This is a genomic window from Phycisphaerae bacterium, assembly GCA_017999985.1.
Taxonomy (GTDB): domain Bacteria; phylum Planctomycetota; class Phycisphaerae; order UBA1845; family Fen-1342; genus JAGNKU01.
In genome coordinates, this window is sequence record JAGNKU010000010.1 from 145,311 (window position 1) to 160,561 (window position 15,251).

Here is a 15,251-nt window from a genome sequence, read left to right on the forward strand (position 1 = left end):
CGCGCATCAGAGTGGGCGGCGGCCGTTGTCCCTCAGCGCGGCTTGGATCACCGGCAGGGGGTGGTGTTCGCCCCGATTGATCCCCGGGCACCCGGTTGCCGCCGACTGCCAGTCCCCGGGAGTTGACAGATTCGACTTCCAGAAGGGCCAGGTCCGGCACTGGACCGGGCGCACGGGATGAATTCGGCACTGGGTCTGGCCGTCGGTGAGCCGGTCCAGAAACTCGCAATCCCCGCCGGGCAGCTCGAGCAGGCTCCGGCCGAAACCGACGCGCCGAAGATGCCGGCGGCTGAAGTCCTCGACGGTGAGGTTGCAGAAAGCGGCGATGCGCTCAATCTCCGCCGTAGTGACCCAGACATGGCCGGGCGCACCGCTGCAGCAGTTGCCGCACTGGGTACAGGAGAAGCAGAGTCCGTCGGCGTACCAGGGAGTAGCGTCTGCGGAATCGCTCACGAGGCTTTCCCGCAGCACTTCTTGAACTTTTTCCCGGACCCGCATGGGCAGGGATCATTGCGGCCGGCGGCGTGCTGGGCCTTTGCCTGTTCGACGGGCGCGTCGGGGATGGGGGGGGCATCCGGGTCGACGACCTCGCGGGTGAGCCGTTCGCGCTCTTTGCGACGGTCCCAGCGCTTTGAAAATTGATCCTGACTGCTGGTCATGGGAATTTCCTTCGATATCAGTCTGGTGCCATTATATACGATGGTGCGAACGACCGGGGAGTGGATTCGTCACGCGAGGCCGGGGCCATGAACGGATGAAAAAAAAACGGGGCTTGACGAATGGCGGGTCGGCAAGTATGAACCCGCGCAATTCGTCAGAAACCGCTTTACAAGGAGCGTCGCGATGTTCCAGGATGCAGAGTGGAACCTGTGGGAAGAGGCGGACCCCGTGGGCACCGGGCTGCTCGAAGAGGACGGCCTGGACGATGAACCGCTGCCCGACGGGGACGACTCGGAAGTGGTGGAAGATGCGGGCGAGGAGCACGACGATGCGGTCGGTGCGCTCGGCCTGCGGGGTGATGGTCGGCGGCGGTCGTCCGATGACGAAGACGACGTGGACGAGGAATTCGACGACGAAGAAGACGACTTCGGCGAGGAAGAAGACGACTTGGACGAGGACTTTGACGACGACTTCGACGAAGACGATGACGACCTCGACGACGATCTGGACGATGATGCGGACGATGACGACCTCTAGCAGGGCGGCGGGGGGCGGGGGTGACGACTGGCGGGGCCGGTGGCCGCGTGAATGACCGCGCGGCCGCAGGGGCTCGGATGCGGGGTGGGGAGGCCGGCGGTTGGGTGCCGACTTCAGCCGGTGGGGGGTATACGACGATAAGTCGATTATGGACCATGCTGAGAATTACGCACCCGCGGGGGCGCCCGGCGAACCAGTGGCTGCGGCCGCGCGAGAGCGGCGGGCCGGGGGCGAAGATCGCCGGGGCGGAAGCGACCGGCGCTCGAAGCTCGACCGCCGCCGGGGCCCAGGTCGCCGGCGGACCGATTACCGTCGTGCCGCTGAAGAAGGGCACATGACGGAGGAACAGCTCGATTTTCTGAAGGCGGTGGACGAGTACAAGCGTGTAAACGACCGGGCCTTCCCGTCGCTGACGGAGATGCTGGACATCGTGCTGTACCTGGGCTACCGGCGGGTGGCGCCGGTGGGGGAGTTCAAGCTGAGCAAGGGGCGGCAGAACCCGCGGCCGGGCGACGAGGAGGGTGCGGCCTAGCTGGCGCGTCGTTTTCGACCTTGACAGGGGGGCACCAACTGCGTAGCTTCAACTGTTCTAGCGGTCGGCCGGACCGTGCGCCGGGCTTGTGGCGCGGTGTGCCGGGCGCGCCGGTCGTGATGCGCCGCGCTGGAATTCGCAGCCTGAGGTAGAGACGATGTTACCGGTAACCAAGAAAAGCAAGATGCGCAAGCGGACCCGCCGAGCGCATCACGCCCTGACGCCGGCGCAGTTGTCGGCCTGCCCGCAGTGTGGCCAGGCGAAACTGTCGCACCGCGCGTGTCGCAACTGCGGCTATGTCAACGCGCATACGCGGATAGAGGTCGGCTCGGAGGAGTCGTAGGAGAGGACTCCATGCGGATCGGCGTGGACGCGATGGGCGGCGATCACGCACCCGGGGAGATCGTGCGCGGAGTGCAGCAGGGCCTGCAGTTCCTCGCCGCGGGTGACGAGATCGTGCTCTACGGCGTGCAGGAGGCGATGGAGGCCCACTGCCGCCAGTGTGAGTTGAATGACCCGCGGGTCAAGCTCGTGCACTGTGCCCAGGTCATCGAGATGGACGACTCGCCCGTCGAGGCCCTGCGCCAGAAGCGGCATTCGAGCATCGTGCAGCTCGCCGTGGACGCCGCGGACGAGAAGCTCGACGCGGTGATTTCGGCCGGCAACACGGGGGCGTTTGCGGCGGCGTGCCAGCTCAAGGTCGGGGCGATCGAGGGCGTCTCCCGGCCGGGTATCGCGGTCGTGCTGCCGACGTTCCACGGGCCGGTGCTGATCTGCGACGTCGGTGCCAACGTGGCGCCGAAGCCGCACCATTTATACGAATATGCGCGGATGTGCGCGTGCTATGCTCGGCTGATCCTGCAGGTGCCGGAGCCGCGCATCGGGGTGGTCTCGATTGGCGAGGAGGCCGCGAAGGGCAATCCACTCGTCAAGGAGGCGCGGGCCATCATCAAGCAGGACGCGACGCTGCGGTTCGTCGGCAACGTCGAGGGGCGCGACATCTTCGGCGGCCACTGCGACATCGCGGTCTGCGACGGCTTTGTCGGCAACGTGATCCTGAAGCTGACCGAAGGGCTGGCCGAGGGCCTGTTCAAGACCATCGTCCACGAGATCAAGGAGGAGAGCCTGGAGCTCGTGCCGCGCTTCGAGCCGATCGTCGACCGGATCTGGAAGCGGCACGACTTCGCCGAGTACGGCGGGGCCCCGCTGCTCGGACTCCGCAAGATCGCGATCATCTGCCACGGCCGCAGCGACCACCGGGCCATGAACAACGCCATCCGCGTCGCCGTGGAGCAAGTCCGCCTAAACATCATCACCGCGATCGCCACCGAGCTCCGGCGCCGGCATGAGGACGCCGCATGAAGCTGGGGTGGCCGGTCGAAATCGTCGGTACCGGCATGTGGCTGCCCGAGACCGTCGTGACCAACGACGATCTCGCGCGCGTGGTGGATACCACCAACGACTGGATCGTGCAGCGCACGGGCATTCGCGAGCGGCGCCGGGCCAAGCCGGAGGAGGCGACGCTGCTGCTCGCGACCCGGGCCAGCCAGGCGGCGCTCGCCGACGCGGGGGTAACGCCGGAAGAGGTGGACGCGATCATCGTCGCGACCGTGACGCCGGAATACCAGTTGCCCGCGACCGCCAGCCTGCTCCAAACGGAACTCGGCTGCCGCTGGATCCAGGCGTTCGACCTGGGGGCGGCGTGCAGCGGGTTTGTCTGGGCGTTCCAGGTCGGGGCACAGCAGATCATCACCGGCGTGGCGAGGACGGTGCTCGTCGTCGGCGCCGAGACGCTCACGCGCATCACGGACCAGCAGGACCGCGGGACGTGCGTGCTGTTTGGCGACGCGGCGGGGGCCGTGGTGCTGCGGGCAGCGACCGACCCGGCACGCAGCATCCTGGCGATGCGTGCGGGGGCCGACGGCGCGCGTGGCCGGCTGATCTACATCCCGGGCGGCGGCTCGAAGGAGCCGGCTTCGCACCGCACGGTGGACGAGCGGCTGCACTACATGCACATGCAGGGCCGCGAGGTGTACAAGTTCGCCGTCACGCAGATGCACACGGTGCTCGACGAAACCTGTGCCGACGCCGGCGTGAGCGTCAGCGATCTGAAGCTCGTGATCCCGCACCAGTCGAACCTGCGGATCATCGAGTCGGCGTGCGAGAAGGCCGGCCTGCCGATGGAGAAGGTCCTGATCAACATCGACCGCTACGGCAACACGTCGGCGGCCTCGGTCGCGGTGGGACTGCACGAGGCGCGGGCGGAGGGGCGCATCGGTCCGGGCGACCTGGTGATGCTGCTCGCGTTCGGTGCCGGTCTGACGTGGGGTTCGGTCCTGTTGAGGATGTAACGTGACGACACGCGCCGCGATCTTCCCGGGTCAGGGGGCCCAACTGGTCGGCATGGGGCAGGACGTCGCCGGGCAGTATCCCGTCGCGGCCGAAACCTTTGCCGAGGCCGACCAGGTTGTCGGCTTCGCGCTGAGCAAACTGTGTTTCGAGGGGCCGGCGGAGCGACTGAACGCGACGGACATCCAGCAGCCGGCGATCTTCACGACGAGCGTGGCGCTCTACCGGGCCGGCCTGGCCGCGGGACGCTATCCGGCGGATGCATTCGTCGCGCTCGGCGGACTCAGCCTGGGCGAATACACCGCGTTGCACCTGGCCGGGGCCATGTCGTTCGCGGACGCGCTGCGGCTGGTCATGCGTCGCGGACAGCTCATGCAGCAGGCGGCCGAGCAGCAGGCCGGCGGCATGGTCTCGCTCATCGGCGGCGATGAGGCGAAGGTGCTGGCGCTGTGCGAGGCGGTCGCCGCGCAGGGGCGTGTGCAGCCGGCGAACTACAACTGCCCGGGGCAGATCGTGATCTCGGGCGACAAGGGGGCGTGCGACGTGGCCGCGCAGCGCGCCGAGGAGTTCGGTCTGCGCGCTGTGCCGCTGCCGGTCGCCGGCGCATTTCACAGCAAGCTGATGCGATCGGCGGCCGAGGGACTGCGGCCAGCGCTGGAGGGCTGTGCGTTCCAGACGCCGAAGGCGCGCGTGATCGCGAACGTCAACGCCGAGTATCACCGCGATCCGGCGGCGATCCGTGAGGCCCTGTATCAACAGGTCGTCAGCCCGGTGCGCTGGCAGGCGTGCGTGGAGCGGCTGATCGCCGACGGCTGCGGCGAATTCTGGGAGATTGGGCCGAATCGGCATCTGACCGGTATGATGCGCAAGATCAACCGCAAGGTGCCCACGACGAATGTGAGCACCGCCGCGGATCTGTCTGCCCAGTAATGTCGGGCACCTTGGCCTGACAGAGAGATGTTGGGCCACCGCAGCCGGCGGACCCGTGAGAGCGACGGAGGTTGTCCATGAGCATGAGTCTCGAACAGCAGGTCGCGATCGTCACGGGCGGGTCGCGCGGGATCGGGCAGGCGATCTGTCTGTCGCTGGCGCGGGCGGGGGCGACGGTCATCGCGGCGGCGCGGGGCCTCGAGCGGACGCAGGCGTGGGTGCGCGAGGCGGGCGAGTGCGCCGCGCGGATCATTCCGACGGCGTTGGACGTGACCGACCGGGCGGCGGTGAACCAGCTCGTCGAGGATACGGTCGAGCGGCACGGGCGGATCGACATCATCGTCAACAATGCGGGCATCACGCGCGACGGGCTGCTCATGAGCATGGAGGACGAGCAGTTCGACCAGGTGCTGGACACGAACCTGCGGGCGGCGTTCTCGATGATGCGGGCAGTGAGCCGGCACATGGTGCGGGCGCGGCGCGGCCGGATTATCAACATCGCGAGCGTCTCCGGCCTGATGGGCAATCCCGGTCAGGCGAACTACTCCGCGGCGAAGGCCGGGTTGATCGGCATGACGAAGTCAGTCGCGAAGGAGCTGGGCAAGCGCAACATCACCTGCAACGCGGTTGCGCCGGGCTTCATCGAGACGGATATGACCGGGGAGCTGCCGGAGAAGCTCAAGGAGCAGGTCAAGACGATCATCCCGCTGCAGCGTTTCGGTACGCCGGCGGAAGTCGCGTCGCTCGTCGCGTTCCTGGCGGGCCCGGACGCGGCGTACATCACGGGCCAGGTGTTCGTGGTGGACGGCGGGCTGCATATGTAGGGGAGCTGTCAGCGTTCAGCTATCAGCTTTCAGCCGGATGTAGGGCGGGTTGCATCGATGTGCGACCTGCCGGTCGGCTGACGAGCGCGCGGGTACAATGGCAGAAGACGGCCCGGCGGCGTGACCGGGTCAGTCGGTCCGGGACATCTCGATCCGACTTGCAGACGGTTGCCACTCTGACGCAGACGGCACTTGCCGGGTCCATGCAATGGAGGTGACTGGGGTGATCGCCGTGAGCACGTGTTGCATGAACTGGCTGTGTGCCGCCTGCGTCTGCGCGCTGCCGCCGAGTGCGGTTTCTACCCAGCCACAAGGGGCCAACCTGGTCAGCAACGGAGACTTCAGAGGCCCCGTGGTCAACGGTTTGCCCGCGGATTGGGTCGTCAAGACCGCGCGCGTCGCCCTGTCCCCGGAGATCCGCGTCGTGGACAGGCACGGCCAGCGTTACCTCTGCATGGCGGGCGGCGGCAATCCTGACTGTGTCGGTGGGGTGTCGACCCAGGTCTCAATCGTCGCGGGAAAGACGTACTGGTTCCGCGTGCGGTTCAGGAAGAGCGCGGACGTCAATCCCATTCAGCACCTGCTCTTCGAGGTCGCCGCGCAGGGTAATTCGCAGCCGATTGTCGAGTTCCATCAACTCCCGGAAGACCGGGCGGAAGGTGAAGCGCGGGTTACCTTCCCAGGCGCGGGAGCTGTGCGCGCAGAAGTGCACCTCATGTACCGACTGTGCGCCGCGGGCGAAGTGTGGATCGAGCACGTATCTCTGATTGAGACCGATCCGGTTCCGCCGCGTTGGGCCCGGATCGCCTGCACGGGCGGCCCGGCCGCCCTGGAGCAATACGGACTGCCCGCTTTCTCCAAAGCGCTGGACGTCATGGGGCACGCCAAGGTCGATCTCGCGCTGCTGCCTGAATACTTCGCGGGCGAGAAGGTTCGCGAAACGCTTACAGGCCCCTCCGCGACCTTGATGTCTGAGAAAGCCGCCGCGTACAAGATGTACGTTGCGGGCACGATCGGCCTTTACGACCCGGCGTCAGATCGCCTCTTCAATGCGGCCTTGCTCTTTGATCGCACCGGGAAGCTGATCGGGCGCTATGACAAGATTCATCTCTATGGCCCGGAGCTGAGCGTGGGCGGCGTGACGCCGGGTGACGATGTCCCGGTGTTCCAGACCGACTTCGGGAAGGTGGGGTTCATGACCTGTTACGATAGCTGGTTTGTGGACGTGGCCGAGCTGGTCGCCCTGCGCGGCGCGGATCTCCTCTTGTTCCCAAGCCTGAATTACGATCGGGCGTTAATGCACGCGCGGGCGATGGACAACTGCATCAGCATTGTGGCCAGCTCGCGCGCGGGCGGCTGTGGCGTGTGGGATGCCGAGGGCAAGGAGCTGCTCCCGACCGCGCGTGCGGAAGACCCCGCCGCCAGGTTCAAAGACATCGTGAAGCTTCAGGTGGAAGGGCTCGACATTCTGGTGGTCACACTCGACCTCAACTTTCCGCCCACGGGCGGGACGCGCGCCCCCGCGATCCGCACCAAACGGCACCTGGCGAATCAGCGGAGCGGGTTGGAAGACCGGATTCGTCGCGAAAAGAGCCGCTGGTGGGTGGATTAGAACCCGTCCTCAGACCCCTCTCTTCTTTGGGGAGAGATTGGGAGCGGGGCGAAAATGCCAAGGATTTCGACGCTCCTCGGACTCCTCCCGGCAGGGGAGTGAGTTATGTGGTAGCTTCTAACCTGAGCGAGGCTGGCGCGTGGCGCCAAGTCAGTGCTGCGCAATGCGGCCGAGCATGCACTTGCTCCGAACCCGCGTTGTATACTGCGGAATGTCGCAGCGGGCACGCACACTTCGCCGCTCTCGACTCGGACTGAGAGGGCGACGTGGTGGATACGAATCACGGCCTTGCTGCGCAAGACCGTGCCACGCGAGTGCGCTTGACATGTGGGTCGCGGTATAGTGGCGGACCTTGCGCGGTGGGCCAAGACGGCGCGCGTGGACGAACTCGAAAGGGCGCTCGCGCGTCGCGGGCGCCGCCTTTTTGTCCCGACATGGGGAAGCATCATGCAAGCAGGAAATTAGTAAGATGTCCCCGGAATTCCCGGGCGCCATTGCTAAATTGCCGCCGCTGAACGTCGGCGTCGTTTGGATCGTCGTCGATCACGACCTTGGCTTCGTACCACGCGTCATCGGTCAGGCTCACGGCGGTGTCTTCTGTCCCGAGGAATTTAGTAAGCTGTCCCCGGAATTCATCCCCGGAATTCCGACTCGCTTGACAAGCACCGCTTCATAGATGTACTCAGAGTGGCCTTGCTCAATTGCCCATTCACTCCTCTACGACGAAGTACCAACCGGCGCCGAGACGATCCCTTCTCCAAAACTGCGCGTCATTCATCACCACTTGTGGCGGCACTCTGAGAAAGCCGGTGCAGCCGGTAGGGTCTACGTTCATCCACAGGTACACCGTGCCGGCGGCAGTTGTCCGCGTCCTTTGGATCACGAACGGGCCGATGCGCTCCGCGCACGTCGCGAGGTAACCTCGCTGAACACGGTCGGCATACCTCCCCAGCTCGCCTTGATAGACCGCGAACGCGCAGCGGAGAGGCCATTGTGTCACGAGAACTGTCAGCCCGAGCGCCGCGAGAGTCAAGATCAGGGCACAGCCGCATTTCGCAGAACGTCTCGCTTCGAAGCAGTACAACACGACCCAGCCGGCGCTTAACACAACCGAGAGGGCCGTGCCCAATATCCAGACCGTGATCGCCTTGGCGGAGTCGTTGCCCATAGCTGACATGGTGACGATTACGGCGTTCACGCCGCCAGCTAATATCCATGCCGTTCGACCAGCACACTGCCCGGTGACCTCCAGCCATCCAATTCGACGCCGCAACCGAAAAGTGCGGCCGTCGGCTGGATCAAATGTTGTCCCACACTCGGGGCAGCGGCTTTCCGGCAACCCCTGCAATGCGTAGGAGCACTTGAGGCAGTACATGCCGTGCCCATCATTGATCATGAGCCAGAGCATCCTGTCAACGTGGCATCGCAGTCACGCGGTCGCCTGCACGGTCCATCAGTGCGCGGACTTGGGGGCCATCTATGCGCACCGCCACCGCGCTGACGTAGTGCACCCGTCCAATGACAAACGCGCAGGCACAGATCGCGCCGTACTTGACTGAACATCCAGTATCTCCGCGTGCACTACACCTACGCGTCGCCCAGCCAGGGCTAAGTGCCAATCTAGTAGACTGGCTGTGCTGGCACGCCCGGCGGAGGCTCATTTCCGAACGTACCAGGCGGAACAGTATACGGACATTTCTTGCCGAGGCACGCAGCAATGATATTGACGCAACAATAGCTGTTTACCGAGCCGCCGCTGCATGAAAGTTCTATGCACGTGCTGCCATCGATCTTGTGAACCGACATTTCCCAGATGACCTGGCCCGGCTCCGCTGTTGGGCCGTCCAGGGGCATTGTACCGCGCCCCGGTGCCAGGCGAACACGTTCTGTGGACTCTTCTGCGGCTTGCCCGGGCCGGACGGTGCCGCTGCGGCCTGCTCCGAGGGCGGGTGGAAGCCCGAGAAGGTCGAACACGACCCTGTTTCCCGCACGGGACGCGCGGAACCAGCCGGAGCAAACAGGGTGGCAACGTTTTCCGGCGATGGACCGGCTCATCCGGAAGGCCCCACGGCAGCTTCGAACCGCCGCAGCCGCTGGATACGTTCCAGGATGGCGGCGAACAGCGTTCGCGGAACGGCCACCTCGGCCATCTGGAAGATCACGTAGCGGGAGTGGGCGACGACTTTGGCACCGATCTTGACCAACTTCTCCCGCAGCGTGGTCAGCGTCCAGTGCTTCACGCTATGCGGCAGCGCCAGCCGCCGCAGAAAGTTGCCCAGGTTGTACGCCAGCGCGAAGAGCTGGAGCCGAACCTGATTGTCCACGAAGTCGTGACAGCTCAACCGTGTCCACTTCACCGCGTTTTTGCCCTCCTTGATCCACTGCTCCGCCGTGCCGCGGCCGTTGTAGAATTTCACGACTTGCCGGGCCGGCCGACGTAGGTTCGTGACGATGAAGCCCACCCGCGGGAACAGTTCGCCCTGGTGCCACTCGATCTTCGCCACCACCCGCCGCGGGCGATCCCACGTCTTGGCCTGGTACAGGAACTCATGATGCCAGACGATCGGCCGCCGGGGCGGACGACCCACAGGGCGGGTCAAAAACGGCTCGATCTCGCGCTGCAAGACCTCGTTGGCCGGCAGGCGAATCGTGTACCCGTAGCCCTCGACTTCGAGGTACTCGTACAGCTCCGGCCGGGCAAACGCAGCATCCCCGCGGAAGAACCGACGCAGCTCGCCGTCTCGGTAGCGTTTCGCTACGGGCTCCAGCACGGAGCGCCAGTCGTCGGCGCTGGCCACGTTTCCCTTCCGCAGCAACGCCCGCTCCAGGTCACCGAACTGGTTGAAGCAGAACAGCGGGTGGTAGCACGTGCAGCCGAAGTGTCCGTTGTACGCAGAGCCCTCCTGTTCGCCGTAGGTCTCGCTGACGGAGCTGTCCAGGTCGAGGATGATCTGCGCGCCCGGCTGCTGCTGTCGCACGCGGTCGATCCACAGCCCCGGCAGGTTCATGAGGGCTTTCAGATTCTTCCGGTCCGTCAGCACTTCAGTCTCGAAGCGGCCCATCTGGCTGGTCGAAGCCGCCTGCCGATCTCGGGCTCGCCCCCCGACGACGTACCGCATGGCCGGATCGACGCTCAGCCGCTCGGCGTCGTTGGTGTCTTCATAGCCGGCCAGGCGGCTGAAGATCGTCTGTCGCAGCAGGGCCATCAGCGTGTGCTGCGTGTTCTTGCCCGTACGCCAGTCGTGCAGCAGGTCCCCGGCCAGAGCGGTCAGGCCGAGCGCGTCGTCCAGGTCGCGCTACGGCAGCAGCCCGGCATCCGACGTGATCTGCGAGCCGTGGAATTCGAGCTTCAGGCCCCCGTCAAACCCGACCCGCAACGCCTCCGTGCGTGCGTCACCCATTGGGTTCTCCGCCCTTTTCGAGTCGCGCTGCCGAAAACCCCGTGATTTGCAGGTCCAACTGCATGTCTACTATTCTACATTATAGACATCATCTGGGAAATCCGGGATAGTGTCGGCGTGTGGCGAGCGTGGTTCATCGTTGTTGCGATCTACGCCGCCGTCGGCGGCTGCATCAACAGCCCGCCGGCGGAAGTCGGCGTCTGGAGCGAGTTCCTGCCGTACGGTGAAGTCCAGGCGGAGCTGGCGACGCTCGCGGCGTACGATGCCGATCTGTATGTCGCCGTCACGCCGGACACCCTGGGCGACGCGCTCTGGCAGTTGTGCAACGCAGCCCGCGCCGCCGGGGTCGATGTGCGCCTCTGGCTCCAGCTTCCGGCGGACGGGGTCTGGCTGAACGAGGAAAACGTCGATGACTTCGCCGAGTTCGCCGGCACGGTGCTGGACGGGGCGCTGGCGGCGGATGTGCCGGTCGAATGGCTGGTCTTTGATCTTGAGCCGGCGCTGGCGTATGCGGAGGCACTGCGGGATACGATCGCGCGCGATCCGGCCGCGCTGCTGAGCCTGCTCGGGGAGCATCGCGATCCGGCGGCGTTCGCGGCGGCTCACGGAGAGCTGCGCGCGTTGGTCGATACGCTGCACGACCGCGACGTGCAGGTTATGGCCGTGACCCTGCCGTGGATCGTGGATGATCTGCTGGACGGCGACGTGGATATCCAGGACATCTTTGATACGCCGCTTGCCGGACTGCCCTGGGACCAGGTATGCGTGATGGTCTACCGCCCGACGTTCGCGGAGATGCTTGGCGTCGAGCTGTGCCCGGGGTTCGTCGGTAGCTACGCCGCGACGGTGCGCGAGATTTACGGGCCGGGTGCGCAGGTGGCGATCGGGAACGTGGGGCAGCCGGGGTTGCTGGTGGCGCCGGGGTACGCGGAGCCCGCGCAACTGGCGGCGGACGTCGCCGCGGCACGATCCGCGGGCGTGACGAGTATCAGCGTGTATGCGCTGGACGGCATGGTCGCGGTTGGCGACGTGGCGGCGTGGCTGGTGGCGGTTGCGGGTGAAACGCCGCGCGTCGTTGACACGGACCCGCTGACGGGTGTGCTGCGGCAGGTCATCGGGTGGTTGGATCGTGCCGCGGATGGATGGGATGGGACGGTGGGGACGCCGTGAAGCCGGCCGTCGCGGCTCTTACTTGTCACGGCACGCTCGCGGTACGATGCGGCGGTCATGAAAGAGTGCGCCCTGACCATTAAGCGGAGATCTGCACCATGCACGTCGCCGGCGGGTCGGTATTGCGGTTTCTGCTGTCGGCGACTGCCGTGGCGGGACTTTCAGCGGCCCTGCAGGCGCAGGAGGCCGGCGTGAACAATCAACGCGAACGACTGACATCGGCTCCGACCTCGGTGCCGACGTCCGCGCCGACCCCGGCCCCGGTGCCCATCGTCATGACCGACGAAGGCCGGCGCATTCACGCCGGCGGGCTGCTGATCGACGGGCACAACGACCTGCTGTGGCGAGTCTGCGAGGAGGCCGAGTCGTCCTTCGACAAGCTGGACATCGCGCTACCGCAACCGACACTCCAAATAGACATCCCGCGCCTGCGGCAGGGCGGCGTGGGGGCGATGTTCTTTGCGGTCTACGTGCCGATGGAGGCGGCCAAGGATGGGACGGCGGCGCAGGTGGCGCTGGAGCAGTTCGACCTGCTGCGCGCCATGGTGAAGCGCTACCCCGAGACGTTCGACCTGGCGCTCACCGCAGACGACATCGAGCGCATCCATAAGCAGGGCAAGATCGCCGCGCTGATCGGCATCGAAGGCGGCCAGGCGATCGAGAATTCGCTGGAGAAGCTCGACCGGTTCTACGAGCTCGGCGCACGCTACCTCGGCCTGACACATACGGAAACCATTGACTGGGCGGATTCATCGACGGACGAGGAGCGCCATGGCGGGCTGACGCCGTTCGGCGAGAAGGTCGTGCTGGAGATGAACCGGCTGGGGATGCTGGTCGATCTGGCGCACGCGTCGCACGACACGATGCGTGACGTGCTGCGTGTGGCGAAGGCGCCGGTGATCGCCTCGCACGCCGGTGCATACGCGGTCGCGGCGCACGGGCGCAATGTGCCGGATGATGTGTTGCGACTGATCGCGCAAAACGATGGCATCGTCATGGCCGTGTTCTTCTCGGGGTACATTCACCCGGAAGGCGTGCAGATCATGGCGGACTATTTCCAGAAGGAGCGCGAGCTGCGGGCGCAGTACCCGGATGACGCCGAGTTCAAGGCGGCGTGGAACGCGTGGCGGCGCGGGCGCCCGATCCCGGCGGGCACGGTCCACACGGTCGTGGATCACATCGACCACGTTGTGCGCGTCGCCGGCATCGATCACGTCGGTTTGGGCAGCGATTTTGAAGGCGTGCGGAAGCTCCCGCTGCAGCTCGAAGACGTGTCCGGCTATCCGTTCATCACGCAGGAATTGCTGAATCGGGGGTACAGCGAGCCGGACATTCACAAGATCATGGGTGGGAACCTGCTGCGCGTGCTGCGCCGGGCGGAAAAGGTCGCGCGCGAGATGCGCTGAGGTCGCGCTGCAGATTTTGCCAGTTGTGCGCATCGCGGCCTGCGGGTAAAGTGTGCACGCCCTCCGTCGAACACGCTGCGGGACGATGCTGAAGCGTCGTCCACGGCGCCGCACACGCAGGCCGCTGAGAACCCGATGAACATCTTGCTGGTTTCGCCGGCCGTGCCAGACACGTTCTGGAGCTTCAAGCACGTCCTGCGCTTCGTATCGAAGAAGGCCGCGTTTCCGCCACTGGGGCTACTGACGGTGGCGGCGATGCTGCCGCGCACGTGGCACCTGAAGCTCGTGGACTTGAACGTGGCGCGGTTGTCGGATGCGGACATCGCCCGGGCGGACTGTGTGTTCGTGTCCGCCATGCTCGTGCAGGAAGCATCCGCGCGCGAGGTCTTGGCACGCTGCGCGGCCCACGACAAGGTTGTCGTCGCCGGCGGGCCGCTGTTTGGTACTGGTTACGAGCGCTTCAGTGGCGCGAAGCTGCATTTTGTGCTGACGGAGGCCGAGGACGTGATGCCGGCACTCGTGGCCGACCTGACCGCCGGCCAGCTCCAGCCAACATACCGCGCGACGGAGAAGCCCGATCTCAGCCGCACGCCGCCGCCCCGGTGGGATCTGATCGACGTGCGCGATTACGCTACGCTGGCGGTGCAGTTCTCGCGCGGCTGTCCGTTTAACTGCGAATTCTGCGACATCGTGGCGATGTATGGTCGCGTGCCGCGGGTGAAGTCGCCGGCCCAGATGATCGCTGAACTGGACGCGGTACTGGCGACCGGCTGGGACGGGGCGATTTTCATCGTGGACGACAACTTCATCGGGCACAGGCCGAAGGTGAAGGAGCTGCTGCGGGCGATCGTGACGTGGCGGACGCAGCGGCGGGTGCGCCTGCCGCTGCTGACGGAAGCCTCGCTGAACCTGGTGGATGATCCCGAGCTGCTCGAGCTGATGGTGGCGGCGGGCTTCAAGAAAGTCTTCATCGGGCTGGAGACGCCGGACGAGCACAGCCTGGCCGAATGCGCGAAGGTGCAGAACACGGCGCGTGACCTGGTGGGTGCGGTGAAGCGCATCCAGGAGGCGGGGATCGAGGTGATGGGCGGGTTCATCGTGGGGTTCGACAGCGACACGAGCAGCATTTTCGAGCGGCAAAGGCGCTTTATTCAGGAGGCGGGGGTGGTGACGGCGATGGTGGGGCTGCTGAACGCGTTGCCGCAGACGCGGCTGTTCGAGCGGCTCAAGCAGGAGGGGCGGCTGCTGCGGGCGACGACCGGCAACAACCTGGACGCGGTGATGAACTTCATCCCGAAACTGGATATGGACACGCTGATCGCCGGCTACCGGTCGCTGGTCAAGCAGCTTTACGCGCCGCCGGAATACTATCGCCGTGCGCTGACGTTCCTGCGGCAGTATCGGCAGCGTGGGCCGCGGATGCGGCGGCCGTGGAGCGACGTGCGGGCGTTCGTCCAGTCACTGTGGATCATGGGGGTCTGGACGCGTGGGCGGCGGGAGTACTGGAAGTTCTTCGCCCGATCGCTGCTGCGGCACCCCGGCTCGTTCGGCGAGGCCATGACGCTGGCGATCTGGGGGCACCATTTCCGCAAGGTGGCGGCCAGCCTGTAGGCGGAAATCACGACCGGGGGTGGCTGCCGGCAGCCTTTGCGCGTCGCTCGGGCGGGGCCTGGGCGCTCGACAATCTGCCGGTGGACGGGTGGCGGAATTGGGGGGGATCGACTACACTATGGTCGAAGCGCGGTGTCGGCGTCGCGGTGGCGCGGGCAGTAGCGCTGGTGCCCGGCCGGGGTAGTGACGGCCCACAGCGCGACCGAAGAGGACCAGGGT

At 65.9% G+C, this 15,251-nt stretch carries 15 protein-coding genes and 2 pseudogenes; 12 read left to right on the forward strand and 5 right to left on the reverse strand.

The genetic code is table 11. The annotated features are described in order from the left end of the window. Positions 1–6 precede the first annotated feature (6 nt). Positions 7–498 carry a YkgJ family cysteine cluster protein gene (locus KA383_14450; protein ID MBP7747319.1) on the reverse strand — a complete coding sequence of 164 codons (492 nt, stop codon included), beginning with the start codon at positions 496–498 and terminating at the stop codon, positions 7–9. Further along, a pseudogene (locus tag KA383_14455) lies at positions 450–554 on the reverse strand (SEC-C domain-containing protein). The gene KA383_14450 and the pseudogene KA383_14455 overlap by 49 nt, the downstream one beginning before the upstream one ends. 289 nt (positions 555–843) lie before the next feature. Between KA383_14455 and KA383_14460 the strand changes: the two are divergent. The 9 genes from KA383_14460 (at position 844) to KA383_14500 (ending at position 7,444) form a co-directional block, all read left to right on the forward strand. Continuing rightward, complete coding sequence (locus KA383_14460; protein MBP7747320.1) at positions 844–1,197, forward strand: hypothetical protein; 354 nt, start codon at positions 844–846, stop codon at positions 1,195–1,197. A gap of 155 nt (positions 1,198–1,352) precedes the next feature. Next, positions 1,353–1,535 carry a hypothetical protein gene (locus KA383_14465; GenBank protein MBP7747321.1) on the forward strand — a complete coding sequence of 61 codons (183 nt, stop codon included), beginning with the start codon at positions 1,353–1,355 and terminating at the stop codon, positions 1,533–1,535. Next, positions 1,532–1,729, forward strand: a complete 198-nt coding sequence (locus KA383_14470; GenBank protein ID MBP7747322.1) for a hypothetical protein — start codon at positions 1,532–1,534, stop codon at positions 1,727–1,729. The genes KA383_14465 and KA383_14470 overlap by 4 nt, the downstream gene beginning before the upstream one ends. Before the next feature lie 157 nt (positions 1,730–1,886). Beyond that, on the forward strand, positions 1,887–2,072 hold the full coding sequence (rpmF, locus tag KA383_14475; protein ID MBP7747323.1) for a 50S ribosomal protein L32: 186 nt from the start codon (positions 1,887–1,889) through the stop codon (positions 2,070–2,072). An 11-nt stretch (positions 2,073–2,083) separates the two neighbouring features. After that, positions 2,084–3,091 (forward strand): phosphate acyltransferase PlsX, encoded by a 1,008-nt coding sequence (plsX, locus tag KA383_14480; GenBank protein ID MBP7747324.1) that lies wholly within the window; start codon positions 2,084–2,086, stop codon positions 3,089–3,091. Continuing rightward, on the forward strand, positions 3,088–4,080 hold the full coding sequence (locus tag KA383_14485; GenBank protein MBP7747325.1) for a ketoacyl-ACP synthase III: 993 nt from the start codon (positions 3,088–3,090) through the stop codon (positions 4,078–4,080). The genes plsX and KA383_14485 overlap by 4 nt, the downstream gene beginning before the upstream one ends. A gap of 1 nt (position 4,081) precedes the next feature. Then, positions 4,082–5,008 carry an ACP S-malonyltransferase gene (gene fabD, locus KA383_14490; protein MBP7747326.1) on the forward strand — a complete coding sequence of 309 codons (927 nt, stop codon included), beginning with the start codon at positions 4,082–4,084 and terminating at the stop codon, positions 5,006–5,008. A gap of 83 nt (positions 5,009–5,091) precedes the next feature. After that, complete coding sequence (gene fabG / locus KA383_14495; protein ID MBP7747327.1) at positions 5,092–5,832, forward strand: 3-oxoacyl-[acyl-carrier-protein] reductase; 741 nt, start codon at positions 5,092–5,094, stop codon at positions 5,830–5,832. 232 nt (positions 5,833–6,064) lie between these two features. Next, positions 6,065–7,444, forward strand: coding sequence for a hypothetical protein (locus tag KA383_14500; protein MBP7747328.1), 1,380 nt, complete (start codon positions 6,065–6,067; stop codon positions 7,442–7,444). Between the two features lie 445 nt (positions 7,445–7,889). Here KA383_14500 and KA383_14505 read toward each other — a convergent pair whose 3' ends face one another. The 3 genes and pseudogenes from KA383_14505 to KA383_14515 form a co-directional block, all read right to left on the reverse strand. Further along, positions 7,890–8,030 carry a hypothetical protein gene (locus KA383_14505; GenBank protein MBP7747329.1) on the reverse strand — a complete coding sequence of 47 codons (141 nt, stop codon included), beginning with the start codon at positions 8,028–8,030 and terminating at the stop codon, positions 7,890–7,892. A 123-nt stretch (positions 8,031–8,153) separates the two neighbouring features. Then, a complete protein-coding gene (locus KA383_14510) occupies positions 8,154–8,840 on the reverse strand; it encodes a hypothetical protein (protein ID MBP7747330.1) in 687 nt (228 codons plus the stop codon). Between the two features lie 655 nt (positions 8,841–9,495). Continuing rightward, positions 9,496–10,845: pseudogene (locus KA383_14515) on the reverse strand (IS1380 family transposase). 117 nt (positions 10,846–10,962) lie between these two features. On the opposite strand from KA383_14515, the gene KA383_14520 reads away from it, so the two are divergent. From KA383_14520 to KA383_14530, 3 genes are all read left to right on the forward strand, one after another. Then, positions 10,963–12,015 carry a hypothetical protein gene (locus tag KA383_14520; protein MBP7747331.1) on the forward strand — a complete coding sequence of 351 codons (1,053 nt, stop codon included), beginning with the start codon at positions 10,963–10,965 and terminating at the stop codon, positions 12,013–12,015. Positions 12,016–12,290: 275 nt separating this feature from the next. After that, positions 12,291–13,421, forward strand: a complete 1,131-nt coding sequence (locus tag KA383_14525; GenBank protein MBP7747332.1) for a dipeptidase — start codon at positions 12,291–12,293, stop codon at positions 13,419–13,421. A gap of 135 nt (positions 13,422–13,556) precedes the next feature. Next, on the forward strand, positions 13,557–15,032 hold the full coding sequence (locus KA383_14530; GenBank protein ID MBP7747333.1) for a DUF4070 domain-containing protein: 1,476 nt from the start codon (positions 13,557–13,559) through the stop codon (positions 15,030–15,032). The last annotated feature ends 219 nt before the right edge of the window (positions 15,033–15,251 follow it).